21 protein-coding genes are annotated in these 25,557 nt (G+C 58.9%); 14 read left to right on the top strand and 7 right to left on the bottom strand.

The window, feature by feature from the left end:
- Window positions 1-9 precede the first annotated feature (9 nt).
- Together I2H38_RS11060 and I2H38_RS11055 are read left to right on the top strand one after the other, a co-directional pair.
- Window positions 10-831, top strand: coding sequence for a class I SAM-dependent methyltransferase (locus I2H38_RS11060; protein ID WP_196271897.1), 822 nt, complete (start codon window positions 10-12; stop codon window positions 829-831).
- On the top strand, window positions 801-1,706 hold the full coding sequence (locus I2H38_RS11055; RefSeq protein ID WP_210324765.1) for a glycosyltransferase family 2 protein: 906 nt from the start codon (window positions 801-803) through the stop codon (window positions 1,704-1,706). Before I2H38_RS11060 ends, I2H38_RS11055 begins: the two co-directional genes overlap by 31 nt.
- A gap of 290 nt (window positions 1,707-1,996) precedes the next feature.
- Here I2H38_RS11055 and I2H38_RS11050 read toward each other — a convergent pair whose 3' ends face one another.
- The gene (locus I2H38_RS11050; protein ID WP_196271896.1) at window positions 1,997-2,959 is read right to left on the bottom strand and encodes a right-handed parallel beta-helix repeat-containing protein; all 963 of its coding nucleotides are present in this window, start codon (window positions 2,957-2,959) and stop codon (window positions 1,997-1,999) included.
- Window positions 2,960-3,608: 649 nt separating this feature from the next.
- On the opposite strand from I2H38_RS11050, the gene I2H38_RS11045 reads away from it, so the two are divergent.
- Together I2H38_RS11045 and I2H38_RS11040 are read left to right on the top strand one after the other, a co-directional pair.
- Window positions 3,609-4,433 (top strand): hypothetical protein, encoded by an 825-nt coding sequence (locus I2H38_RS11045; protein ID WP_196271895.1) that lies wholly within the window; start codon window positions 3,609-3,611, stop codon window positions 4,431-4,433.
- On the top strand, window positions 4,411-4,890 hold the full coding sequence (locus tag I2H38_RS11040) for a hypothetical protein (RefSeq protein WP_196271894.1): 480 nt from the start codon (window positions 4,411-4,413) through the stop codon (window positions 4,888-4,890). The genes I2H38_RS11045 and I2H38_RS11040 overlap by 23 nt, the downstream gene beginning before the upstream one ends.
- Before the next feature lie 123 nt (window positions 4,891-5,013).
- Here the strand turns inward: I2H38_RS11040 and I2H38_RS11035 are convergent, their stop codons facing one another.
- Window positions 5,014-6,270, bottom strand: coding sequence for a right-handed parallel beta-helix repeat-containing protein (locus I2H38_RS11035; RefSeq protein WP_196271893.1), 1,257 nt, complete (start codon window positions 6,268-6,270; stop codon window positions 5,014-5,016).
- A 527-nt stretch (window positions 6,271-6,797) separates the two neighbouring features.
- Here I2H38_RS11035 and I2H38_RS11030 point away from each other — a divergent pair.
- Complete coding sequence (locus I2H38_RS11030) at window positions 6,798-7,151, top strand: VanZ family protein (protein ID WP_196271892.1); 354 nt, start codon at window positions 6,798-6,800, stop codon at window positions 7,149-7,151.
- 208 nt (window positions 7,152-7,359) lie between these two features.
- Here I2H38_RS11030 and I2H38_RS11025 read toward each other — a convergent pair whose 3' ends face one another.
- A complete protein-coding gene (locus I2H38_RS11025; RefSeq protein ID WP_196271891.1) occupies window positions 7,360-8,418 on the bottom strand; it encodes a glycosyltransferase in 1,059 nt (352 codons plus the stop codon).
- Window positions 8,419-8,518: 100 nt separating this feature from the next.
- Complete coding sequence (locus tag I2H38_RS11020) at window positions 8,519-9,739, bottom strand: rhamnosyltransferase WsaF family glycosyltransferase (protein WP_196271955.1); 1,221 nt, start codon at window positions 9,737-9,739, stop codon at window positions 8,519-8,521.
- Window positions 9,740-10,066: 327 nt separating this feature from the next.
- On the opposite strand from I2H38_RS11020, the gene I2H38_RS20960 reads away from it, so the two are divergent.
- From I2H38_RS20960 to I2H38_RS10985, 7 genes are all read left to right on the top strand, one after another.
- Window positions 10,067-12,112 (top strand): WecB/TagA/CpsF family glycosyltransferase, encoded by a 2,046-nt coding sequence (locus tag I2H38_RS20960; RefSeq protein ID WP_229426657.1) that lies wholly within the window; start codon window positions 10,067-10,069, stop codon window positions 12,110-12,112.
- Between the two features lie 720 nt (window positions 12,113-12,832).
- Window positions 12,833-13,534, top strand: coding sequence for an FkbM family methyltransferase (locus I2H38_RS11010; RefSeq protein WP_196271890.1), 702 nt, complete (start codon window positions 12,833-12,835; stop codon window positions 13,532-13,534).
- A gap of 254 nt (window positions 13,535-13,788) precedes the next feature.
- Window positions 13,789-14,310, top strand: coding sequence for an acyltransferase (locus I2H38_RS11005; RefSeq protein WP_196271889.1), 522 nt, complete (start codon window positions 13,789-13,791; stop codon window positions 14,308-14,310).
- Between the two features lie 10 nt (window positions 14,311-14,320).
- On the top strand, window positions 14,321-15,367 hold the full coding sequence (locus tag I2H38_RS11000; protein WP_196271888.1) for a Gfo/Idh/MocA family protein: 1,047 nt from the start codon (window positions 14,321-14,323) through the stop codon (window positions 15,365-15,367).
- Entirely contained in the window at window positions 15,364-16,479 is a 1,116-nt protein-coding gene (locus I2H38_RS10995; protein WP_196271887.1) for a DegT/DnrJ/EryC1/StrS family aminotransferase, read from the top strand. The genes I2H38_RS11000 and I2H38_RS10995 overlap by 4 nt, the downstream gene beginning before the upstream one ends.
- 83 nt (window positions 16,480-16,562) lie before the next feature.
- Window positions 16,563-17,564, top strand: a complete 1,002-nt coding sequence (locus I2H38_RS10990; protein WP_196271886.1) for an NAD-dependent epimerase/dehydratase family protein — start codon at window positions 16,563-16,565, stop codon at window positions 17,562-17,564.
- Complete coding sequence (locus tag I2H38_RS10985; RefSeq protein WP_196271953.1) at window positions 17,564-18,700, top strand: DegT/DnrJ/EryC1/StrS family aminotransferase; 1,137 nt, start codon at window positions 17,564-17,566, stop codon at window positions 18,698-18,700. Before I2H38_RS10990 ends, I2H38_RS10985 begins: the two co-directional genes overlap by 1 nt.
- Window positions 18,701-18,875: 175 nt before the next feature.
- Here the strand turns inward: I2H38_RS10985 and I2H38_RS10980 are convergent, their stop codons facing one another.
- From I2H38_RS10980 to I2H38_RS10970, 3 genes are all read right to left on the bottom strand, one after another.
- On the bottom strand, window positions 18,876-20,342 hold the full coding sequence (locus I2H38_RS10980; protein WP_196271885.1) for an oligosaccharide flippase family protein: 1,467 nt from the start codon (window positions 20,340-20,342) through the stop codon (window positions 18,876-18,878).
- 124 nt (window positions 20,343-20,466) lie between these two features.
- Window positions 20,467-20,976 (bottom strand): acyltransferase, encoded by a 510-nt coding sequence (locus I2H38_RS10975; protein WP_196271884.1) that lies wholly within the window; start codon window positions 20,974-20,976, stop codon window positions 20,467-20,469.
- A gap of 214 nt (window positions 20,977-21,190) precedes the next feature.
- A complete protein-coding gene (locus I2H38_RS10970; protein WP_196271883.1) occupies window positions 21,191-21,967 on the bottom strand; it encodes a sugar transferase in 777 nt (258 codons plus the stop codon).
- A gap of 840 nt (window positions 21,968-22,807) precedes the next feature.
- Here I2H38_RS10970 and wecC point away from each other — a divergent pair.
- Window positions 22,808-24,145, top strand: coding sequence for a UDP-N-acetyl-D-mannosamine dehydrogenase (gene wecC, locus I2H38_RS10965; RefSeq protein WP_196271882.1), 1,338 nt, complete (start codon window positions 22,808-22,810; stop codon window positions 24,143-24,145).
- Between the two features lie 260 nt (window positions 24,146-24,405).
- Window positions 24,406-25,515, top strand: coding sequence for a non-hydrolyzing UDP-N-acetylglucosamine 2-epimerase (wecB, locus tag I2H38_RS10960; protein ID WP_196271881.1), 1,110 nt, complete (start codon window positions 24,406-24,408; stop codon window positions 25,513-25,515).
- Window positions 25,516-25,557: the final 42 nt, after the last annotated feature.

The following is a 25,557-nucleotide window of genomic DNA, read 5'->3' as shown; positions in this document are numbered from 1 at the left end:
CAAGCCAGGATGGATGATGTGATGTTGAAGTCTGTGGTATCAAAGTCCATTCCGTATCCGATCATAGAGCTGTCGCGCCGCGCTCTGTATTTCGGATTTTCTCATAAATGCTACGTGTGCGAAGCCCATGTGCGCAGGTTTCTCCCGCAAGGCTACGGCTACGCTCTGCTGGAGCGCCTCCAGGTCGTTGGGGGAATGTACAAGGTCGACGATTGTTGCCCGGTGTGCCACGCCAGCGATCGGGATCGCCTGGTCAAATTCTATCTTGAACGGCACGTCTTCAACGGAGAGGGCTCGGCTCGCACGGTCACGCATATCGCGCCTGAGAAGGGGCTGACCAAATATATCGCGCGCAAGGCGGGAGCGCGTTACGTTGCCGGGGATATTGAGCCGCAGCGCTACCGCCATTTGAATTCGGTTCGTCGGATGGACCTTCTAGATATCCCACTGGAAAGCGGGTCAATCGATGTCTTTGTGTGCAACCATGTGCTCGAACATATTGTCGATGACATATCGGCAATGCGTGAGATCCGTCGCGTGCTCTCGCCCCGAGGCATAGCCATCCTGCAGGTTCCACTGTCGCTTAAACTCAAGGAGAGCATCGAGGGCGACGGTTCCGAACCCGAGGACGAAAAGATACGCCTCTATGGTCAGCGCGACCATGTTCGGATCTATACGGAGGCCGATTACACAGCGCGACTTGAGGCAGCCGGATTCCTTGTCGAGCATTATAGCGCCTTTGACGTCGACCATGTCGCTGCAACGGAGCTGCGGCTCAATCCGCTAGAGGTTCTGCACATTTGCAGGCCAAACCAAGCGGTACGGCTGTGAACCAAAAAAGGTCCGCCGACATCGCGGTGATCATCCCGCACTACAATGACCGTGATCGATTACATCGGTGTCTGACGGCGCTCGTCGCTGATCCAGAGATTGGCAAGGCTGACATCGTTGTGGTTGACAACAATTCCGACCAGGATCTCACGCCACTCCGTGAATTATTTCCGTCTGTCAGATTCTTCATCGAAACCCTACCGGGTGCGGCGGCTGCTCGGAATCGTGGCGTCCGCGAGACATCCGCGCCGATGCTGTTCTTCACGGATGCAGACTGCGTGCCACAGGCGGGCTGGGTCGCGGCGGGACGGGCCGCGTTGGATACTTCCGATATCGTTGGTGGCGCGGTTGAGCTTTTTGACGAGACGCCACCGCCGCGAAATGGCGCGCAATCCTTCGAAGCGGTGTTCGCATTTAACCAGAAATACTATGTCGAAAAAAAGGGCTTCTCGGTCTCGGCCAATCTGCTCACCTGGCGCCATGTTTTCCAGGACGTGGGGGACTTCCGCCCCGGCGTGTCGGAGGACGTGGATTGGTGCCACCGCGCGCGGAAGCGGAAATTCTATTTGATTTATGATTCCAGCGTACTGGTGACCCATCCGACTCGCGCAAATATGAATGAATTGAGGAAGAAGTGGCGGCGGGTGGTCTGTGAGAGCTTCGAGTTGCAGGCGGGGCTGCCCTTTCCACGCGTTCGCTGGGCTGTACGTGCAGGCTTAGTGCTCGCGTCACCTATGCTTGACCTGCGCAAGTTAATCTTGAGCAATCGCCTGCGGACACCCAAGGAGAGGGCCGCCGGAATCATCGCCTTGTTTTACCTTCGTGCTCTGCGCGCTGGCTGGATGGTTCGCCAAGTCTTTGGCTGGCCCGTCTGACAAAGGCGTGCTGTCTAAGTTGCTGAAGCAATCCCACCATCGCTCGTGTGTCCAGGACTCTTCGGACAGTTGTACTGGTCGCGTCACCATCTCGGTCGGAACTGGATTAGCCCTCGCACCGCTAGAACACGACCTGCGGAGGTCGTCGACTTTTCTGATGCGCCAATGTGCTTTCCCGATGGTGAACAGCGTACTCTTCCGCATTTTCGTGGCGACATCAAGCCTCCGTTGGGTCCGCGAATCTTCGCAAAACCGGACCCATCCAACCAGCAGATATCGGGATTAAGCGCCTAGGGCATCTTGCCGTCTGCGCTCTCGATGTTTCCGGAGATGGTGGGGTTGCTGTTCTTGACGTAGTAATATCCCCAGCCGCCCTTGACCACGTAGTTGTTGGTGAAGGAGACGCCCGAGATGGGCGAGCTGTTGAAGTGGCCGTCGGAGTAGATCGGGAATCCACCGCCGGCGAGGTAATTGCCGTCGACCTTGATGTTCGAGGCCGCGCCCCAGTAGTTGTCGATCATCACCGCGGAGACACCCGGCTGATTGTTGATGACCGTGTTGTGGGTGACCGTCACGTTGGACTGGCCGCCGTCGATCTGGATACCATCGTAGTGCGGTGCGCCTGACGCGTTGAGATCGTGGATGTAGTTGCCCTCGATCCGGGTGTCGTTGCCCTGCACGTTGATGCCGTTTTCGACATTGTAGATGTTGTTGCGCAGGAATGTTCCCTGGCCGGCGATGCCGCTCGAGCCGTCGTTGTTGCTGCCCGTGCCGTTGATTTCGCAATCCTGCACGACCACGCCGATGAGGCCCGACTTGATGTTGACCGGAGCATAGCCGGAAGACGTGATGATGCTGTTCTTCAGCGTCACGTTCGCGGCCTGGATGTTCACCTGGCCCTTGATATTGAGACCCTCGACGATGGTTCCGACCTCCGTGACCGTGATGCCGCCCGACGGCGTCAGAATAACTCCAGCAGGAACACCCGTATTCGAAGCATTGGGGAAGCCAGGAGGAATCGGACGCGATTGCGAAGATGTTCCGGCGACGAGTTCGACGACCCACCCAGGCAGCGAAGCGCTCTCCTCAGTCCTCGCGGATCCAACCGTCCCAGCATCAACCGGCCAAGCGATGAATGAGCACGCGGCGATTGAAAGCCTCGCACTTCCGGCTAAGCAAGCGTCACCCAAGAGTGAAGGATGGCTGTATTGCCGACGTTGCTGACGCAACCGCAGCGCGAGGATTTCGATCATGTCGCATATATCCTCTTCATTCCGTGCAGATCATTTGAAGGTAGTGCCTGGGGACGTCTCGGGAAGTGAGTTTTCGACATCCGGACGCCCCGCACCGTTGCTCTTTCGTGTGAGAGCATCGCTCCATAACTTTACCATATCCCCGGCGCCAACGCTGCATATCTCGGAAGAATAGGCGCAGTACTTATTTCGGGTCCTTTGCAGCGACACGCAAAGGGCAGACAATGAGGGTGCGAATAATGTGGTCTGCTTAGTAGGAGGTCTTCATGCTTTCCTGGCAAAAAATCCTTCCTGCAGTGGTAGCACTTTGCGCCTTAACGGTCGCGACTGCCGCTACAGCGGGGTCGTCAGATCGCGCGTACCGTCCTGGTTCAGGCTGGGGGCATGACGGCTGGGGACATGGCGGCGGCTGGGGCCACGGCGGCGGGTGGAGCCACGGGGGATCCAAGGGAGCACCTGGCCCGATCGCGGGGGCTGGATTGCCCTTCCTTCTCATCGCCGGCGGATATGCATTGGTTCGCCGGTACCGCAACCGCAGTCCTGCGGAATGACCTGAGCAATGCCTTTAGACGGGCAGCCCCCATACCCTGGGCCTCCAAGAGCGGGGGCCTTCCCCGCGCCGAACGCTGCAGAGGGGGGGACACCAAATTTGCGGCGCGCCACCGGCTCGTCTGTCTCACGCAACGAGCTGTTCGCCGGGCTGGTCGTGGTAGGGTTCGCCAACGGCATCAGCGAGCGCGTCATCGCCTCCGTGACGGAGAACGGAGCCACGGCAGCGCTGCTGAGCACTTTTGATATCAGCGTCATCGTCTGGGGTGCCTTGGCGATCGCCGTAGCATTCCTGCTCCGCTCGCCCGCGCAGTCGATCTCTCATCTGGATCGAGTCGTTACTACTTGTGCGCTGATCGCCTTTCTGACGCCCATTGCGCCGCTGAGTTGGTTGGCTATGTCGGTTCTGGCAATCTACATTCTTCGGACATCTGTAAACCCAACCTTTCTCCATCGAGGAGCATGGATACTCCTCGCGCTGACAATCCCAATGTTTTGGGGGCGGCTTCTCTTCGCGATGCTCAGCGATCTGATTCTGCAGGGCGATGCGGCACTGGTCGGATGGGTCCTGGGAACACCCCGCGTCGGTAACGCGATTCAGTTCGCCGACGGGGAGGGTTATCTCTGGATCGCGCCGGCCTGTTCCTCTCTGGCCAATATTTCCCTGGCGATCCTGTGCTGGGTCACGCTCGGCAAAGTTTTAGGCCGGCCAAGTTCCCTGCGGGATATCGTGTGGGTGCTTGTTGCGTGCGCGGCGGTTGTCGCCATCAACGTTACGCGCATAAGCCTGATCGGGCTGTATCGTGAACATTTCGAGCTGATCCATGGCCCCGTGGGCTCGACAGTGGCCAGCTGGATCATTCTCGCGGTAACCGTTGGCGTTTGTCTTATCGGGATGCGACGTGAACTTCCGGCTCGTATTTAGTGGAGCCTTCTGCATCGTGCTGGCTGTGAGCTTGGCGCTCAAGCTCCCAGGCAACACCGATATTGCAGTGGCCAAAGAAAGCGCGGTCCCGCGTGAAATCGCAGCCCTTCTTGAGCACCAGGGGTTCCAAGTGAGTCAGGATAACCCCGACAATGACCTGACCTGGGTGGCGGGCAATGCCGACGCTTGTTACGTCCTAGTCGCGCCGGTAGCGCCGCAGGGTTGGCATCAAGCACTGGTCGCTCAGGTGGCCGCAGGCAACCTGCTCTTCTACTTCTTCGAGGGTCAAACATATGCCGAGCAGCCGACCATGCGGACGCGGGGACACTACTATTGGAGGAAGCTGAATCGCTATCTTGGGTTGAGCGCACCTGATCGCCCCGTCCTCGCCGCCGTCGCCACGCCGACCTGTGAGAACCTGCCACTGCGCGAACTCGCCATGCTGACAGAAAAGTAGCCTTGGCGTCGAAGCGATCCAGCGGCTAAGCAACTCCAGATACAGTCAGACCGCGCGCTTGAGTGCCGCCGATAACGAAACGGCCCCGGCTAATTGCCGGGGCCGCTCTTGGTCGGGCGTCGATCAGATCACGAAGAAGTGGTCTGCCGTCATCTTGAGGTACTTGTCGAGCTTCGCGAACTCTACCGCCGGCGCTTTACCCGTGCCGTCCGGATCGTAGTACAACACACCAGTCTTGTTGTTGTAGATGATCCGGTCGGAGGCATCGTGCGCCTTGGCGCCAATCCAGAAGGCATCCTTGCTCAAGGTGCCCGTGGAAAGGGTCGAGAAGATGCTCTTCGACAGATGGATCATGTCATCCTTGACAGTGAAGTCGGTGATCTTGTCGACATTGGTCCTGCCGTTCAGCTTCGTATCGAACACGAAGGCATCCTTGCCTGCGCCGCCGGTGAGGATGTCATTGCCACCCTTGCCCTTGAGCACGTCATTGCCCGAGGTTCCCTTCAGCACATCGTTGCCCGAAGTCCCCACGATGACCTTGTCGGTCGGCTTGGGATCGGGCTTGGGATCCGGAATGGGAGTCGGATCCGGAACGGGGGTCGGATCCGGCGTCGGGTTGGGGGCGGGATTGTGACCGGGGAACGAGCCGTCTGCGCTCTCGATGTTTCCGGAGAGGGTGGGGCTGCTGTTCTGGATGTAATAATATCCCCAACCGCCCTTGACCACGTAGTTGTTGGTGAAGGAGACGCCCGAGATGGACGAGCTGTTGAAGTGGCCGTCGGAGTAGATCGGGAATCCACCGCCGGCGAGGTAATTGCCATCGACCTTGATGTTCGAGGCCGCGCCCCAGTAGTTGTCGATCATCACCGCGGAGACACCCGGCTGGTTGTTGATGACCGTGTTGTGGGTGACCGTCACGTTGGACACGCCGCCATCGATCTGGACGCCGTCGTAGTGCGGTGCGCCTGACGCGTTGAGATCGTGGATGTAATTGCCCTCGATCCGGGTGTCGTTGCCCTGCACGTTGATGCCGTTTTCGACATTGTAGATGTTGTTGCGCAGGAATGTTCCCTGGCCGGCGATGCCGGTGGAGCCGTCGTTGTTGCTGCCCGTGCCGTTGATTTCGCAATCCTGCACGACCACGCCGGTGAGGCCCGACTTGATGTTGACCGGAGCATAGCCGGAAGACGTGATGATGCAGTTCTTCAGCGTCACGTTCGCGGCCTGGATGTTCACCTGGCCCTTGATGTTGAGACCCTCGATGACGGTTCCGGCCTGCGTGACCGTGATGCCGCCCGACGGCGTCAGAATAACTCCAGCAGGAACACCCGTATTCGAAGCATTGGGGAAGCCGGAAACGGTAGGTGTAGCACTGACCATACTAAATCGCCCCTTGTTGTAGGTTATTAAATGATATTTGAGTTTATGTTGAGCAAACAAAAGCGACTTCTAACCGATGCGCAACCTTAGTTAGAACTTGATGTCGACCCAACCAACCAATGAGCGTGCCAAGAAAACTATTCCTTGGTGCGCCAAAGCCGAATACACTGTACTGCAAAGCTAAATCTTGTGATTGTTGGACAGTTTTTTGACATTTCAGCCCAATTTGGCTGGAATAGAGAGGTTTTGCAGCGTGATAGGTGGGAAAGTGGCCATATGATGGCAGGCATTTGGCATTTTGATTATGATTTGCTGGGGCAAATATGGTCTTTAGACTAAACTTACTGATGGATCGTGAGTATAATCGAATTTAAACCTACCGTTACATCATGTTGCTCCAGCGGGTTGCTGGCCGGGCATCGTAACTCCGGCATTGCAGCGCGCTTCTCTCATTTGTTCGGTTTCCGGCGATGAATAGCGCGCTATGAAACATGCCAAGCGTGCCGCAACCGGATGAGATCCTCGACATGGCAATCAGAATGTTTTTTCGGTCGGTTGCGTGGCTGCTTGTGTTAGCCGTCGCGGCCTTCAGTCTTTTGCCGATCCAGTTCCGACCAGTCACCGATGCCCCCGCCGACTTGGAGCGGCTCGCGGCCTTCGCAATGATTGGGGGAGCGTTCTATCTCGGGTATCCCAAACAGCGCCTTCGCATCGTCCTGCTGGTGATCGGGATAGCGGGGTTGCTTGAGGCCGCTCAAAACATTGTCCCAGGCCGGCACGGGCGTCTCCCCGATGGCATCGTTAAAGCATCGGGCGCCATTCTCGGCGCGGCTATCGCCATGGTCATCGACCGAGAAATCAAGCGGCGCAAGCGACCTTAGTAGGGATCGTCACTCGGACTGCGTAGTCTGAAGCCGAATAGACACGGCCGGTCTACAGGCTTCGAAGGCGGGGTGCGAAGCTCTGGGGAATGTGTCGAGTGCGAACGCCCACAATGGCGCCGCGGTCTCCGCACAGTGGCCTAACTAAGAGACAGCGACAACAATCACGGTGTTCAAACCCGGCGAAGCGCCGCAGTGCCCATTTCGCTTAAACCCCCACCTTCCGACGACGCCAGCGGCGCGCTAGTTCCGAGAGCCTTAAGGCGGCAGCCGAAGGAGCCCATAACGGATGCAGCGGTAACGAAGTCATTCCAAGCCGTTTTCGACGAGCAAGCGCTCGCCCCGATTTGGTGTCTCGCACGCCCGCATCGACCTCATGAGCAAATCGTTCATATTCATCAACGGGAAAGTCGCGAAAGCCGCGCGCGTAAGCGTAATTTGCGTAATCCAACGCATGACGCGCCACCGTACGGCGTGCGGTCTGGAAAAGCTGGTCTCTTTCTGGCAGGTCGTGCCCTGCGCCAGAAAAAACGGCTTCGAACGATTGCCACCGCTGCCTCAAATCAATGAGCTTGCCGTGCGCCGTACCGGACTTAAAGACTTGCTTGTTCATATTAACGGCATGATCTCGATAGTAAGCTTGATCAACACCGATCAGGAAGCCGATGTCGGATACAGCAGCGGCCCGAAGCCACATCTCGAAATCGCCGGCATGCGGCAAGTCCAATCGATAGCCGCCGATTGCGCGGAGAGTCGAGGTTCGCATCACGACCTCGGGAGAGGAGATTACGTTGTACCCCGAACGGCAGCGCGCCCGAAGCCAATCCACTCCCGACCAGATAATCCACTCAGTCCCGCTCGTTCTTGCAGTGGGTAGCTCGGACCCGAATCTGATGGCGTTGCCGTAGACCATCCCGACCGAACTCTCGGCGACCAGAAGCGTCGCGGCCCTTGTCAGGGCACCCGGTGTCAGGAGGTCATCTGCCGACAGCAATGCGACGAACTCGCCCGTGGCGGCTTGCAGGCCGTCATTGTATGTCGTGATGGCGCCCTTGTTGGTGAGGTGCCGAATGATCTTGACGCGAGAATCCCCACACGCAATCGCGTTGGCGATATCCAAACTATCGTCGGTCGACTTGTCATCCACGATAATGATCTCAAGGTCGATACCTGGCTGTTGACGGGTTGCGCTCTCAACGCATTGCCGCAGATACCGGCCATAGTTGTAAACGGGAATGACGATGGTTACGGACGGAACACGATTCATCTGTTGAACCGGGCGGACTCGCCCCCCCGTCCCAACTAAGGACAATCGGCTCAGCAGATCAGGCATGTTGTTGACCTTCCCGGACATTCATATCTTTTTGCTATGCCTGGACAGCTTTCCTGAAAGCTGCATCGACGCTCGCTCCGGCAGCATCCCATGTCGCGGAGCGTACGCTCGTTGCCGCCGTCTCGGATAGCGACTCGAAACCTGGATCAGTAACGAGCGCTTCCAGCTCCATTGCGAGGGCATGAGGGGTCGGTGGCGCATAGCGGACAAAGGGATTGTCCAAGACAATGCGGTTGTGATTGGCGTCGTTGACGACCGGAATACACCCGGCTGCAAGCATTTCGTGAGGCACCAACGAAACGTTCGTCAGGGACAGGCTCAAACCTGCGAAACACCGGTTGTATACCGTGTTCAACTGGTCCGGCGTGACGAGACCATGGTCGATGAACTCGAACGGGAGATGCCCTATCTTGTCGCCGTATAGATGGAGTTCGATTTCGGGGCGTCGCTTGGCCAGGATTTCAAGAGCCATGATACCAAGCTCGAAGCCGCGACGGGGAGCGCCGCTTCGGGCATAATAAGCGATGCCCTTGCGCTTGGAATCGGGCAAACGGCAATAGCGCGACGTGTCGCAGCCGAATTCAAAATAGTCGGCCGCCATCCCGAATTCCGTATGGAGCTTTTCCGCCAGCCACCGGCCCGCCGTGATGGCATGGAAGCCCATGCGATAAGTATTCTCGGCCAGGATACTGGCGGCGCTGACGGCGTGGAAGTGAGGTTCGAAATCTTGAACGAAGTAAAAGCGTTTACCCATGCAGGCTGCATTGAAGACCGGATAGGCGGTCGGCCAGCTGGTGGCCACCACCGCATGCGCGTCCTCCATCGTGTCGTCCACATTGGCCACTGGGCCAGCGAATCCATAGTAATGGCGTATGATCCCCTCATAATATTGATGGTCGCCCCGATAGGGGTCGTAGAAATAGACGCGGTTGACGTAGCCGTTCTTTTCCAGATGTCCGATGATGCGAAAGATCGTCGTGTGTCCCCCTGATCCCGCGGCGGCGGGAAGCATCACCCAATTGATGACGATCGGCTCACCGGGCTTCGCCCTCCCACTCGAGGCGTGAAGGGGGCGCGTCAGGTCCGCCGCAATGACATCCTCAGGGCGGACGGGCCACATCTCGGCTTTAGGCTTGATCCAGGAAGCAAGAACCGTCCTTGCCCGGTCGCTGATCCCGCGCTGTCCTTCCGACCGCCAGATTTTCCGGACCTGGCGGAAGCGGCGTGCGATCTGAGGGGCTGCTTGGCTGATCATATCCACGTCGCTCCGATCCTCACGCCGCAGCTACCGGAACATGCAGCATCCAGCTGGAGGCGGATACGATAGGTCCGACGGACCTTGATCTCGCGTCATGGGATGCAAAGGCCGCTGCGGGGAGGGAATGCTGAAATTCCTTGTGGCTGTGCGTCAGATTGTATCCTCCTGTGCATCATAGCGTTTTAGGCTGCGAGGCGGATTTTGACCATTTTCCCGTTTGGTTTTGCGGCGGATCGATAGGGGTAAGTCGCAATTGCAAATCGGTGTCGGCGCGGATTGCGGCATCATCGGCGTCTGGTGTCGAAGCAAAGGGCTGACTGCCACATGGATGATCCGAAGTTTGCCGTGCCCGACCGAAACATCCCCTCGGCGCCGATGCTCGCGCAGGCGGTGCATCGCCTTTCCGACCGGGTGCGGTCGGTGGATGTGCCGGATGTACGAGATCGGATCGAGGACCTGATCGCGCTGGCCCAGCGAGGCTTGCCGCAGATGTCGGTCGGCGGCGGCTTCGCCCAGACCGTCCGCGCGATTGACGGCCCTTTGGGACGGACGGTGCGGCCGGAGGGCGACAATCTCCGGTATGCCGCCATAGTCGCGCTCGGTGTGGCGCAGGTCAGCGAAGATGGGCAGCGGCAGATCCTCGACGGTGCCACGGCCGCTACGCTCGCGCGGATCGCTGCGCAACAGGCCGCGCAGAGCGACGATCTTGGCGCTATCGCGCTCGCGGCCTGGGCCGCAGCGGAGGTCGCGGCGGTCCATGCGGCGGATCTCTTGGAGCGGCTGCGCTCGGTGCTTGCGACAAACAGGCCGATCTCGACCGTGGAATGCGCCTGGGTGCTGACAGCGGCGCTTGCGGCGCGGCATCTCGCGGATACGGACGCGCTCAGTGCGCTGGCGGCGAACCGGCTCAAGGCGGCGCAGGCCGCGAGCGGACTTTTCCCGCATATGCTGCCGGCAAGCGCCAGCGGCCGGTTTCGGGCGCATGTGGGTTGCTTTGCCGATCAGGTCTATCCGATCCAAGCGCTGGCTCGGTTCTCGGTTGCGCTGGGGGACACGGCGGCTTTGGCCGCGGCAGATGCGTGCGCCGCGCACATCTGTGCCTGTCAGGGGCCGGCGGGGCAATGGTGGTGGCACTACGACACGCGCCACGGCGGGACCGTAGAGGGCTATCCCGTCTACAGCGTCCACCAGCACGCGATGGCGCCGATGGCGCTCCTGGACCTCTGGGAAGCGGGTGGAGCGGATCACCGGCGGGCGATCGTCAAGGGGCTTGAATGGCTCGACACACATCCCGAGGTGGGTGCCGATCTCGTCTGCGAACGGAACAACGTGATTTGGCGTAAGGTCGGCCGCTGGGAACCACGCAAGGCGAATCGCTCAATCAGCGCGGTTACGACCGCGCTGAAATCCGGCCTGCGGATGCCCGGTCTCGAAACGCTCTTTCCGCCGACCCGGGTCGACTATGAGTGCCGCCCCTATGAACTCGGGTGGCTCCTCTACGCTTGGCTCGCAAGCAATGTCGTGGAAAATTTGCGCGCCGCACACTGCGCGCCTGTGGCTCGCCTTCAACCCCGTCCGCAGCCGCAGAGCAGTCGACGGCTTCTCTTCGGCCTCTATCTCGACCCGTTGCGGATGGATGATGTGGTTGCGCGGTGTCGCGACGCCCTCGCAAGACGCAGCACGCTTCTTCTCGGTGTGCTCAACGCGGCCAAGGTGGTCAAGCTGCGCAAGGACCCGGCGTTGCGCGCCTCGCTCCTCGAGTGCGACCTGCTCCTCGCCGATGGTCAGTCCGTCGTATGGGCGAGCAAGCTCCTTCGGCGTAGGCTCCCTGAACGAGTGGCTGGAATTGACATTTTCGAACAATTGCTCGGGCTCGCGCATCGCGAAGGGCGCTCCGTCTACTTGCTTGGCGCCCGGCCGGATGTCCTCCAATTGCTCGAAGCGCGCTTGCAGGAGCGGTTCCCCGGCCTGAAGATCGCAGGCCGCAACGACGGCTATTTTTCCGACGGTGACGGCGCGAGAATTGCTGCGGACATCCGCAATTCCGGCGCGGATATGCTGTTCCTTGGAATGGGCTCTCCCAAGAAGGAAATTTTTCTGGGCTCATTCAAGGATGTCCTTGATGTGCCGATTCTGCACGGAGTAGGCGGGTCATTCGACGTTTTGGCCGGCGTTACAAAGCGTGCGCCCATCCATTGGCAGCGGATTGGTATGGAATGGGCGTTCCGCCTTCTGCAAGAACCAGGCCGAATGTGGCGACGGTACCTCACCACGAACGCGGGATTCGTGATGTTGACGGTTCGAGAGCTCGTTTACCCGTCGCCGCCCTTCGGCTCGAGTAGCGGTACGGCGGCCGGAGACAGGCCATAGTATGCAGCCTCGCGTCAAATGGATAGGCAGCCGTTCAGCCCGGCTCGCGAATACACCGACGCAGGTTGTAGGGACAGGTCGGCGCGGGCTTGGATCGAGAAAGAACGAAATCGTTGCAGGCCCTCTGGATGGGCTGATTTCCGAGCGACTGCGGCGCAAAATACTGCCTTGGCCAGCCTCCCTATTTATCATCGCCCTTATCATCCCCTGGATCATCCAGGTCGGCCCAGCGTGGTTGTCTCTCGACAGATTCGTTCTGCTTGCGACGCTGGTGCTGTTGCTTGTCATTTGGGCCACGGGAAAAGCCGGAAAGATCAGGGCCGCTGACATTGCGTTGGTGCTGTACTCGCTCTGGTGTGCGCTCGGGCTCTTCATTCTTCATCCCTGGGGCGTGGCCCTCCAGCCCGCTGCCATTATCTTCATTGAGACGGTTGGGTCATATCTCATCGCCCGATGCTACATTCGCGATGCAGAGAGGCGCCGCAGAGGATGTCATTCATGAATCCACAACACCGATTTGAAGCCACGTCTGCAAGATTCCAGTCGGCTGCACATAAATTGCGATGGGGGATTCGCACAGTCGGCGTTGCGGATACGCTACGCGGAGCTGCCAGGATGATAACGCTTCGTCTGAGGAGCCCACCGAGGTCTGAAATTTCGCTCCGATCGGGTTCTGTTCTCGAGTTCGAATACCCAAGTCAATTCCCGCCTGCACTGGTCATGTTCGGCGATTTGATTGATCCCGAGTTTTCATTTCTGAGCCACGTTTCACGTCCCGACTGGGTCGTCGTGGATGTTGGAGCAGCAATCGGACAATTTGCTGTGTTTGCTGCAACCTTGCCGTCCGCGATCGTGCACGCCTTCGAGCCGAGTGCGGCCAATGTCGCGACACTGCGGCGAAACGTCGAGAGAAATAGAGTTGTCGAGCGAGTGAAGATCCATCAGTTGGCGCTGTCAAACGCCGATGGGGAATCGACCTTTGAGGCTACCGAGCGCACCTGGATGGGCAGATTGAGCGATGTCCCTTCGGAGGGCGGCGAGGTCGTTGCCGTCCGTACGTTGTCCGGCGAACTCAAACGGTCTGATGTCACGCACATCTCTGTCCTCAAGGTGAACGTTTCCGGCTTCGAGCCACAAGTGTTCGAAGGCGCCGAGACCGTTCTAGCCGGGGGTAACGCCGACATCCTGATCCTCCTGCTGGGGCTACCCTCTCTGCCCTGGTACGAGAAAATTGCGAGCTATGGCTATCGGTTTTTCTATTACCATCCGCGTGAGCGGCGGCTTTATGAGGTCAGCTCATTTGATGAGCGATCCGTTCTGAGCCATCGGCCTTGGCCGGCACGTCACATTATCGCCGTCCACCAATCGGCGATCGCTGCCGGAGTGATCTCTACGGTGGAGATTGTCCGGTCCCGACGGTAAATTTCGGGAACGCTCAACAGCTCGAAGATATGCCAACCGACTCCGTTCAACTGCCGCGATGCCGCCTGCAGCGACACGGCAAAGCCCGCAGAATAGCGATGCGTGCGTGAACTCCCAACTCACTTGGGAACCGCCGACCAAGCGAAAACCGCCGGAAATCTGAAGCTTCCGAAGGGAGTAAGCCGCATTAGCATGCGTCGCCCGGGCACTGGCGAGCTAGTTTTGCATCGTACGAAATTTTCGCGGTTGAACCGATGCCCATAGTCGACGTCAAGATGAGTGGAAGTGTCGCCGTTACCCATCCGGACCTTGTCAATCTCTACGGTTGCACGATCGGAGATGGCACAAAAATCGGTCCCTTCGTCGAGATCCAGAAGGGCAGCGTGATTGGAGAGAGATGCAAGATCTCCTCTCATTCCTTCATCTGCGAGGGGGTGACCATCGAGGACGAGGTGTTTGTCGCTCATGGAGTCATGTTCACGAATGACATCTACCCTCGCGCGGTGAACGAGTCTGGTGCGCTCATGACTGAGCATGATTGGCGTCTTGTGCTGACGACCGTGCGTCGCCGGGCCTCGATTGGATCGAACGCCACAATCCGTTGTGGAGTTGTGATTGGTGAAGGCGCGATGGTCGGCTGCGGCGCGGTCGTGACACGCGACGTTCCCGATTACGCCATCGTGGCAGGCGTTCCGGCGCGTGTCCTGGGGGACAGCCGCAACGGTTTGGACCGGGGCGCCGGACAGCGCCTTGCAGACATGGCCGAGAATTCTTGAGGAAAATGCGATGATCGGTATCGGCATTATCGGCTATGGTTATTGGGGTCCCAATCTCGCCCGTTGCGTGATGGAAGCGGATGGGTGCGTTGTTGCATCGATCGCCGATCAGTCCGCCGCGGCACGCGCTCGGGCCGCCTCGCGCTACGGTTCGGCGCGCATCGAGGAGGACTGGCGGACACTCGTGTCCGATCCTCGGGTCGATGCGGTGGTCGTCGCGACGCCAACCAGAATTCATTTTGAATTGGCTTTCGCGGCTCTCAAGGCTGGCAAGCACGTGCTCGTCGAGAAGCCGATGGCCGCAACATCACGTGAGGCGTCCATTCTAATCGAGGAAGCGGAAAAGCGCGGCCTTGTCCTGATGGTCGATCACACCTTCGTTTATACCGGTGCGGTCCAGAAGATCAGGGATCTCGTTGTCACGGGCGTCATCGGCGACTGCTATTACTACGACTCCACTCGGATCAATCTCGGCCTTTTTCAAAGAGACGTAAACGTTATTTGGGACCTGGCTGTCCATGATCTCGCGATCATGGATTTCGCCCTGGGCGTGCGCCCGCTCGCGGTTTCCGCAACCGGTGCCGGGCATATCAAGGGCAGCCCCGAAAATATGGCGCACATCACTTTTTATCTCGATGGGGGCGCGACGGCCCATCTCAATGTGAACTGGCTCGCGCCGGTCAAGATTCGCCGGACTCTGATCGGCGGTAGCCGTCGGATGATCGTTTATGACGATGTCGAACCGAGCGAGAAGGTGAAAGTCTACGACCGAGGAGTTTACCACGGCAACGAGGCGGATGATCCGGACCAGCGTGAGGATGTGTACCGCATGCTGCTTAGTTACCGCATGGGCGACGTGTGGACGCCGCAACTCCCCGTAAAGGAAGCGCTTCTCAGCGAAGTCGAGCACTTTGTGCAATGCATCGACAGCCGGACGACCCCGTTGACCAGCGGCGCAAGCGGACTTCGCGTCGTCACCATGCTGGAAGGAGCTTCGCAATCGCTCCGGCAGCGTGGCCATCCCGTTGAACTCGCCGACATGAGGCACGCGTCATGATTCCGCTGATCGATCTCAAAGCCCAATACCGCTCCGTTCAGGAGCCCCTTGAGCAGGCGGTGCTTGATGTACTGCGTAGCGGAGATTACGTGCTCGGGGATCCCGTCCACCGCTTCGAACAGGATTTCGCGGAGTTCTGCGGCGCGCGGGAGGCGGTGGCCCTCAACAGCGGGACATCGGCGCTCCACCTCGCTCTCCTGGCGGCGGGAATCGGCCCTGGGGACGAAGTCATTACCGTTTCGATGACATTCGTCGCCACCGTCGCAGCCATCCTTTATGCCGGCGCAACGCCAGTCCTCGTGGATGCCGATCCCGAGACCTTCACGATGGATCCCGCGGCGCTTGAATCCGCGATCACTCCACGGACGCGGGCGGTGATACCAGTCCATCTGCACGGTCGCCTCTCCGATATGGAGTCCCTGTGCGAGATCGCTAACCGCCATGGCATCATGGTCATCGAAGACGCCGCGCAAGCCCATGGCGCCGAACGGAACGGGCGGAGTGCAGGGACCTTCGGAGCCATGGGTTGCTTCAGCTTCTACCCCGGCAAAAATCTGGGTGCCTGCGGTGAGGGTGGGGCATTGGTGACCGACGATCCTGAGGCGGCCGCGACCGTGCGCTGTCTTCGGGATTGGGGCCAGCAGGGGAAGTACAATCACGTGCGGCCCGGCTACAATTATCGCATGGACACCATACAAGCCGCGGCTTTGGGAGTGAAGCTGAAGCGTCTTCCTTCTTGGACAACCGCGAGGCGGCAGGTCGCGGCGCGATACGACAACCTCCTGAGCGGAAGCGGGCTGCGCCTTCCGGAACCGTGTGGTGCTGATCACGTCTACCATGTCTACGCCGTGCGCATCGCGGACCGTGACGAAATTCGACAGCGCCTCGCGGAAGCGGGAATAGCGACGGGCATTCACTATCCCCGTCCCGTCCACCAGCAACCTGCATATTCGAAGATTGTAAGGGTATCCGGCGAGCTTCCGGTTTCAGAGCAACTTGCCAACGAATTCCTGTCGCTCCCCATCTTTCCGGAGATGACAGAGAGGCAATTGAACACCGTGGCGGACACGCTGATCCGCGTCGCGGAACGGTCCGATGCGGAGACGCTCTGACACCCCGTCACATCCCTCGAATTGTCGGCGTGCAGGGTTGGTTGTAGCTGCGCGCAATGCCTCATTCCACATTGGAGACGACTATGGCTGCCTCTGAAGACGTCTTGAAGGGCAAGCGGGTATTGGTGACAGGAGGTGCTGGCTTCGTCGGGTCGCATATCGTCGATCAGCTCATCGATTGCGACTGTCGCGAGATCAATGTGGTCGACAACATGGTCCGCGGTCGGCCGGAAAATCTCGCTCACGCGATGGCGAATGGTCCAGTGCGGCTCATCGTCGGAGATATTCGGGACAGGGCCTTGATGAGCGGTCTCATCGAGAGCACGGATACGGTTTTTCATCAGGCGGCGCTTCGCATCACCCATTGCGCGGCAGAGCCGCGTGCGGCGATGGAGGTGATGGTCGACTCGACCTTCGATCTCCTCGAGCAATGTGTGCGCTCGCGAGTGCGCAAGGTGGTCATGGCTTCGTCGGCGTCGGTTTATGGTCTCGCCGACGAGTTCCCCACCACGGAACACCAGAATTCATATGCCAACCGGACATTGTACGGTGCCGCGAAGGCCTTCGGAGAGGGGCTTCTGCGCTCGTTCAACGACATGTATGGGCTCGACTATGTCGCGCTGAGGTATTTCAACGTCTTTGGTCCCCGAATGGATATCCATGGTCGCTATACCGAAGTGATGATCCGTTGGATGGAGCGGCTCGATGCGGAACGTTCGCCGATCATCTTCGGCGACGGTCAGCAGACCATGGACCTCGTGCACGTTAAGGATGTTGCGCGGGCGAACATCCTCGCGGCGACGTCGAATGCGACGGATGTTGCGCTGAATGTCGGGAGCGGAAGAGAAACGTCCCTGCTAGAACTTGCCCGTCTCCTCGCAATAGCCATGAAACGTGACGGCATCGATCCGATCCACGAGCCGGAGCGCGCGGTCAATCCGGTGCCGCGGCGCCTGTGCGACCCCAGTGCGGCGCGGCAAGCGATCGGCTTCGAGGCCGCCTTCTCCGTGGAAGAGGGAATGAACGAGCTGGTCGATTGGTGGCGGGCCGAGAGCTTGATTTCCGCTCAAAGAGGAGCTGCCTGATGATACCAATCATGTCCCCTTTCGTCGGGAAAGCGGAGGCGGATGCTGCCGCAGCGGTCGTCTTATCGGGATGGCTGACACAGGGGCCTCAGGTCGCCAGCTTCGAGGCTGAATTCGCCGCGGCTGTCGGCGCGGAGCATGCTTGTGCCGTTTCGAATTGCACAGTCGCGTTGCACCTGGCGCTCATGGCGGCTGGCGTCGGCACCGGCGACGAAGTGATTCTGGCAAGCCACACCTTCATCGCTTCCGCTAACACTGTTCGCCAATGCGGCGCTGTTCCCGTGTTCATCGATATCGACCCGGTAACCTTTACGATGGACCCGGATCAGATCGTCCCGGCCATCACAGCGCGGACTAAGGCGTTGATGTGCATTCACCAGATGGGTATGCCCTGCGACATGGAGCGGATCTTGCCGATCGCCCGGGCTCACGGACTGGTCGTCATCGAGGATGCGGCCTGCGCCATTGGCTCGGAAATTCGTATCGATGGTTCATGGGGAAGGATCGGGCGGCCGCATGGCGATATTGCCTGTTTTTCGCTCCATCCTCGGAAGCTACTCACGGTCGGCGATGGCGGGGTTTTAACCACGTCGAACGCTGAATTTGATCACCTCTTCCGGCTTTGGCGGCAACACGGAATGAGCGTTCCGGATTCGGTCCGTCACAATAGCCAGATTGTCGTTGTCGAAGAATATCCGGTGACCGGATTCAACTATCGCCTCACCGATGTGCAAGGTGCGGTCGGGCGCGAGCAGCTCAAAAAGCTGGACGAGATCATTTTGCGCAGGAGAAATCTCGCCGCTGCCTATGAGACGATGCTCGCGGATGTCCCCGGCGTAGCTGCTCCCGAAGAGCCGATCTGGGCCAGAACGAACTGGCAGAGTTACTGCGTGCGTCTGCCGGAGGATGCGCGACAGATTGAGGTGATGCAGAAGATGCTTGACCGTGGTGTCGCCACGCGGAGGGGAATCATGTGCGTGCATCGCGAGCCAGCATATGCGGACCTGGCGTTGCGATTCCCGTTGCCCGAATCCGAGCGCGCTCAAAATGGCAGCATTCTTTTGCCGCTCTTTCATCAGATGACGGACGGCATGCAGGATCAGGTCGTTTCTGCGCTTATGGAGGCGCTGTCATAACGATCAGAACAGAGCGCGCGCAAGGCGAGCTTGATCATTGGCGACGGACTTCCGCGCATCTCTTCAAAACTGGATCAAGGCAGCTTTCTCAACGGAGCGAAGCCTCACGTTGTATCCGCTCTGTCGGCGCGAGAAAGAAGCCTCTTTGGAGGCGTCATCACAACCCGGTGTCTGATTAGACTTTTCGCCGCTTCAGAGCGCGGGCCTTGATCGCCGATGAAGCGATGTTGACGAATCCAAGGATTTCGACGGTCAAAGGATGGTTGGTCAGTGCAAGGCCTGATACCCATCCGGCGCCGGCGCCGGCTGCTGCCAGGGCGAGGGTGACAACGGGTGGTACGTCTTCTCCGATCAACAGACAGATGCTGGCGGGAGCCGCCGCGCAGAGAGCGACACAGGCGCTTTTATAAACCGCGAGGCCGATCTCGATCCAGCGCAATGGCATTTGCCGCCGGATGAGCGCGATTGCGACATAGACCTGCAACGGGGCACTCAAGAACATAGTCGCGGCGATCGCCTTTAGACCAAAGGGTGCTGCGCCGACGATGAGAGCGGCGGAGATCGGCAACGAGATCAGACTGGCAGTCAGGCCATCCTGCACGCGCCCGAGGGAGATGAGCATAGGGTATGTCAACGGGGCGGGGAACATGATGATCGACGCAAGAGCCATTATCTTGACGAGCGGAGCGGCCTCGCCCCATTGAGCCCCCAAAAGAACGTGCACGACCGGCTCTGCGAGAACCGCTAGACACAGAAGTGCGGGCCACTGCACGGCAGTGAGTAATGCAAGACCGTGCAGGTAGGCCCTCTTGAGGTCGCGGCCGGCACGGGCCTCCGCGGCCAAGGCTGGCAATAAGACGGGTTGGAACGCGTTCACGATCGCGCGCTCCGGCAACTGGTACAGCATTACTGCGCGGTTATAAATTCCGACGGCATCGAAGCCGATCAGGCGACCAAGATACATCTGCGGCAACATTTGGAAGAAGACATTCAAAACCGCGGTCGCGCTTGCATACCCGCCGAAGGCCAGGATCTTGCGTCCATGCAGGAGGCAGGGCCGGAAGATCCATAAATTCGGACGATGCAGGATGGCTGCAGCGGTGATGGCTGCGGATGAGGCCGCCGAGGCAATCGCAAGGCTGAGATACCCCCACCCAAGTGCGATCATCAGGAGCGCGACGCTCGCATTGGCGGCTACGCCAGTCAGGTTCAGGAACGCGACACTACCGAACGCCAATTCACGCCGCAGAAGGGCCATGGGAGGACTTGCAAAGGCTCCGAGGACGATGCTGGCCGAGGCGATCCTGATGACTGGATCGAGCCTTGGCTCAACGTAAAAGGTGGCGAGAGGACCTGCGAGTGCGTGGAGAAGCGCGGCGATAAGAACCGATATCCCGAACATGATCGTGAACGTCGTTCTCACGCCCTCAGGTGAGATGTCTTTTTCCTGGACGAGGTAAACGCTCGCCCCAAAGTCACGTAGCACTTCCGCCACCAATACAGTCGCGGAACCGACGACGAAAACGCCGATCTCGTCTGGTGTGAGAAGACGCGCGATAATCGCGGTCGTCACCAGATTGATCACGAGGGTCAAGTATTTCTCGAGGCCGGAGAACACGAAAGACCGGTGTAGTCTCGTCATCGTGTCACCTCGGTCCTCACCGCAAGTCGCCCGTGACTATCGTCATGGCGTCCTCCATCGATCTTGATCAGTTGCCAGTTTGCGACAGCGCATCGCGATCCGGGGCGGAAATCCGAGGGCGCGCTCAAGTCTCGACATCTCCCACGATCCGCGCTGGACATCCCCAAACCTTCTTGCCCGCAGGCACGTCGCTGTTCACGAATGACATGGCTCCGATGACGGCCGAATCTCCAATCGAAACTCCCTTCCCGATAATGCTGTTGGGACCGATATAAACGCCATTGCCAATCGCGGTTGACGAGTGATCGACGGGCTCGCGGCCCAATGTGACACTCCGTCGGACGGTGTCATGCGAATAAATTTGAACGCCAGACGAGATTGAGCAGTGATCTCCTATGATCAGGCCGCCCAATCCGTCGAGGATAACGTTTGGCCCGATCCAGGTGTATTCACCGACCGTCACCTCACCCAAGATGAGAACGCTGTCGTAACAGGAAGATCCTTCTCCAAATCCGTACTCACGCGCGTTTTCCCAGCGGTCGGTGATCAGGTCCCCGAAGGAAACACGTCGCTTGAACCTCTCGAGCTTCTCCAACTGTAACGCTCTTTGGATAGCCTTCAGATCTTCAAACATCGCAGACTCTCTCCCCCAAAGGCGTTGTCAGGAACGCGTATCCGCGTCTGACCTTGGAACTGCCGCTGCGCGCGTCTGCTCCAGAGCGCGCGGGCTCCTCTGCAACTGAAAATCGGCATGCCATAACCTTGAAAGCCAAGGGACGATTCTGCGCCCTCCGCAGGACGCCGAACCCAGATGTGTGGCTGCTGGGAATATACGTCACCGTAGGAGGTCAAAAGCCGCTTCCGGAGAGGAATTCCGTTCGAGCTGTCATGATGAGGATCTTAAAGTCGAGCATTAAAGACCAGTGATCAATGTAGGTTAGATCATCGCTGATGCGGGCCCGTGCAGTAGCAGGGTCCTCCGTGCTGCCACGCAAGCCGTTGACCTGCGCAAGGCCTGTAACACCGGGCCGAACCCGAAGGCGGTCGAAGTACTCGGGTACGAGGTCCTCGTAGAGCATGCCACCCGCCAGCATTCCGGGAACGTGTGGCCGCGGACCGACCAGTGACATATCTCCCCGCAAGACGTTGAAAAGCTGTGGCAGTTCATCGAGACTGGTCTTGCGTAAGAAGCGGCCGACGGGCGTTACGCGCGCGTCTCCCAGGCGGGTTTGCTGCACGCCAGCAGGGTCGCAAGAGCCCACGCTCATCGTGCGAAATTTCAAGATCGCAAATTGTTTCTTACCGACTCCATAGCGTTGCTGCCGGAAGAGCACAGCCCCTGGCGAAGTCAACTTGATTGCGGCTGCGATCATAAGGAGCCCGGGGGCAAGCAAGATAATCAGGCAGATGGCAACCGCAACGTCAAAGCAACGCTTCGCTGCGATCTGCAAACCCCTCTCAGCTTCTCTCCGAGATTGGTGCAGGTGCGTTACGCGAATGCGGGCGCGCCGCGCGGGCGGCAGCCCAATGTCGTTGACGTCATAGAGCGGCAGGGCCTTAAGGGATGGTGGCCTTGCCGCAACCTCAGAATAGAAGGTCCCACGTGAAGCTTGTTCGTGTTCCATAGCGATTCCTAGAGGTCTATCATTGCAACAGTGAAAGCCTTCGCGGCGGTTGGATCTCCAAGTATCGAACAGCGGACCGTAACGGGCGGCCGCCAAGCGTAAGCTTAAGTTAAGATAACGCTACTTGAGCGATGTATATTCAACTCGGTTGTTCGGTCTTATAAAACTCAGCCCAACAGTGTATGGGTTTGATTGGGGTGGCTCAATAATATACGAGGGGTAATGGAGCATGCACCCCAGATATTCCGTATTACGCCGTCGTTGGGCATTGCCCGATGCGGTTTAGCGATGTTTGCAATCCGGCGTCGACTGATGCGAGATTTGGGGCCGCGCCACGCCGTGACAAGGTGCCGTTGGTCCCTCAACCTCATATCGCGCATTAGCGATTGAAGGGCGGGGGCTGCTCTTCCGAGCATGCCTCGTGAATCGTCAATCTAAACACATATCCAAACCACATCGCTTGGAGCTTTGATTGAGGCTGTATCCCGGTGCTGAGCACGGGGGCTGTCCTCTTCATCGGTCGATCTACTCCAAACGAGTGAGCGCGGTTCTAACTCAGAGGAGTTGTCGGGCGCCTAGCCCGAACGAGTAAGTGCATTCGGGCTTCATTGATGAGAGGTTTACGAAACCCGATCGGAGGCTACCGTCTTTAGAAAGACGCCAGCCGTGTCTATCGATCGGGTCTCACCCGAGTAGCCGAGCCATGTCCGGCGGCTGTCATGTGGCTCGATACTAGGCTCGGGTGGGGTATCACTCGCCAGTCCAGATCAAACTGTTGATGCGGCTTCGACTGCAAACGCGCTCGCAGACGTATCCAGCGCCAATAGGAAGAGGGTCATTATGGCAGAAGTCTGCGTTGCAGGATTGGGATATATCGGTCTGCCAACGGCCGCCATGCTCGCAAGTCAGGGGCATCAGGTTACCGGATTCGACATCAACGCCGCTGCAGTGGCCTCGATCAATTCTGGCCACCCGCATTTTCATGAGCCAGACTTGCAAATGCTGCTCTCCGCGGCGCTCAGCACCGGTCGGCTCAAGGTGCAGACGGAGCCGGTCGAGGCGGATTACTTCATCCTCGCAGTTCCCACACCCCTCATAGAGGGGCAAAAACCCGATCTCTCCTATGTCTATGCGGCCTGTGACGAGATTGCGCCATGTCTCCGTGCTGGAAGTACGGTGATTCTAGAGTCAACCTCTCCCGTGGGAACGACGGAGCGTCTGTGCGAGCGGATCGCTGCGGCTCGTCCCGATCTGCGGGTGCCACGCTACATGGATGTCGGCGGCGAGTTCGACATCTTCGTCTGCCATTGCCCTGAACGTATCTTGCCAGGCCAAATGTTGCGTGAACTCGTCTCCAATGATCGCATCATTGGCGGGGTGACAGATGCATGTGCGCAGTCTGGTGTCGCACTCTATGAGACCTTCGTAAGATCAAACCTTTTGGTAACCGACTGCCGAACGGCTGAGTTCGTCAAGCTCATCGAGAACGCATCGCGTGACATCAACATTGCGTTCGCAAACGAACTTTCGATGATATGCGACCATCTCGGGATAGATGTCTGGCAGGCGATCGAACTGGCCAATCGACATCCACGGGTCAAGATTCTGCAGCCCGGACCAGGCGTTGGCGGGCACTGCATCGCGGTTGATCCGTGGTTTATCGTCGACAGCGCGCCGGATCTCAGCCGCATGATCCGCGTCGCACGCGAGGTCAACGACCGAAAGCCCAAATCCGTGGTCGAAACAATCCGCGCGCTGGCCAAACGCTTCAAACGCCCGATCGTGAGCTGCTATGGATTGACGTACAAGGCGGATGTGGACGACCTTCGGGAGTCGCCCGCGCTGGAAATCGTGCACGACCTGGCTCGCAGCACCAACCTCGATATCCTCGTCTGCGATCCGCATGTGCGGGAGCTGCCGGCCGCGCTTGCGGACCTATCTAATGTTCGCCTCGTAGGACCCGACGATGCGCGACGCCAAGCGGACATCGTCGTCTTCCTGGTCGGCCATCGGCAGTTCCAGCGCCTTGAAGCCAATGCGTTCCTCAACAAGGTCGTTGTGGATACGATCGGTCTCCTCGGCGTTGCGCAACGCCGTCAGCACGTCGTGGCCGCCAGCGCTCAATCGGTGAGCACCATTGGCGATCTGCGGACCGCAGCGCAGCGGTTGACAGCTTAAGGCCGTATTGTCCGCGCGACGAGGTTTATTCCCTTCGTCGATTAGCGCGCTTGAGACAGGAGCGACGGCACATGGTTGTCGTTCTTCCGGTCGGTGATCGAAGGTACCTCTCATGCGCCGACCAAATACACTCTTGGTCCGGTTCATAGCCAGGAGGTGAACTGCGCAGCGCGGCGCTCATGGATTATCAAGAGGTGTGGTCATTTTCATGCGTGGGAGTGACCACGCGCACTCGCGACGGGTGCTGAGGGACGAGCACAGTGGCCTCAAAGAAGCGAATTCTATGCATCATTGGAACACGCCCTGAAGCGATCAAGATGGCGCCGGTGATCCTCAAGCTGCAAGAGGCGCCGTGGGCGGAAACCATCGTCGTCGCTACAGGTCAGCACCGCGAATTGCTTGAGCAGCCATTGTCGGCATTCGGGGTCAAGTTGCAAAAAAATCTTGACGTCATGACGGATGGACAAACCCTGTCCTCATTGACATCGAGAATCTTTGACCGCTTGGGACCTTGCCTAACGGAACTGGCGCCCGACATGTTGCTCGCGCAGGGCGACACGACATCGGTCATGGTCGCGGCCATATCGTGCTTTTATCAGAATATCCCATTCGGCCATGTCGAGGCCGGATTGCGAACCGCGACAATTCAACAGCCGTTCCCTGAAGAGTTCAATCGGCGAGTCGCGGGTCTGTTGAGCACCTTGCATTTCGCGCCGACGGAGAAGGCTCGGGATAACCTTCACCGTGACGGAGCGTCGAGCAATCACATTTTCGTCACAGGAAACACAGGCATCGATGCACTTTATTGGATGAGGGATCGCGCTCCTCCGATGTCATTCGAACCCGCCGAAAGGGCTCGACTGATCTTGGTCACCGCGCATCGCCGTGAAAATATGGGCGAGCCGATGCGCGAGATGTTTCAAGCGATTATCGATCTGAGCCTTATCCACCCGGATGTCGAATTCGTGTATCCAGTCCATCCGAACCCGAACGTTCGTCAGATGGCTGAGCACATGCTGGGTGCTCAGCCAAGAGTGCGCATCTGTCAGCCCCTGGACTATCCTGAGCTCGTTGGCGTGCTCGCCCGATCTGATATTGTTCTCACGGACAGCGGTGGACTGCAGGAAGAGGCACCTGCACTTGGGAAGCCTGTCTTGGTGATGAGGAGCGAAACCGAACGGCCCGAAGCCGTCGATCTTGGGGTTGCGCGGCTCGTAGGATCGGACCGCAATCGGATTGTGAAGGAAGTTTCTCGTCTGCTTGATGACCCGGAGGCTTACCGCTCGATGGCACTGGGTGTCTCACCCTATGGCGATGGGATGGCTGCAGAGCGCATCTGCGGTTATGTCAAAGACTATCTGGGAGCGTGAAAGCGCGTCCGACGACGATTCCGACGCAGCCCGAGCAGGCCA

Source organism: Microvirga alba (genome assembly GCF_015694465.1).
Lineage (GTDB): Bacteria > Pseudomonadota > Alphaproteobacteria > Rhizobiales > Beijerinckiaceae > Microvirga > Microvirga alba.
Note: the sequence above shows the minus strand (reverse complement) of the source record. Positions and strands in the feature narration are given on the sequence as shown.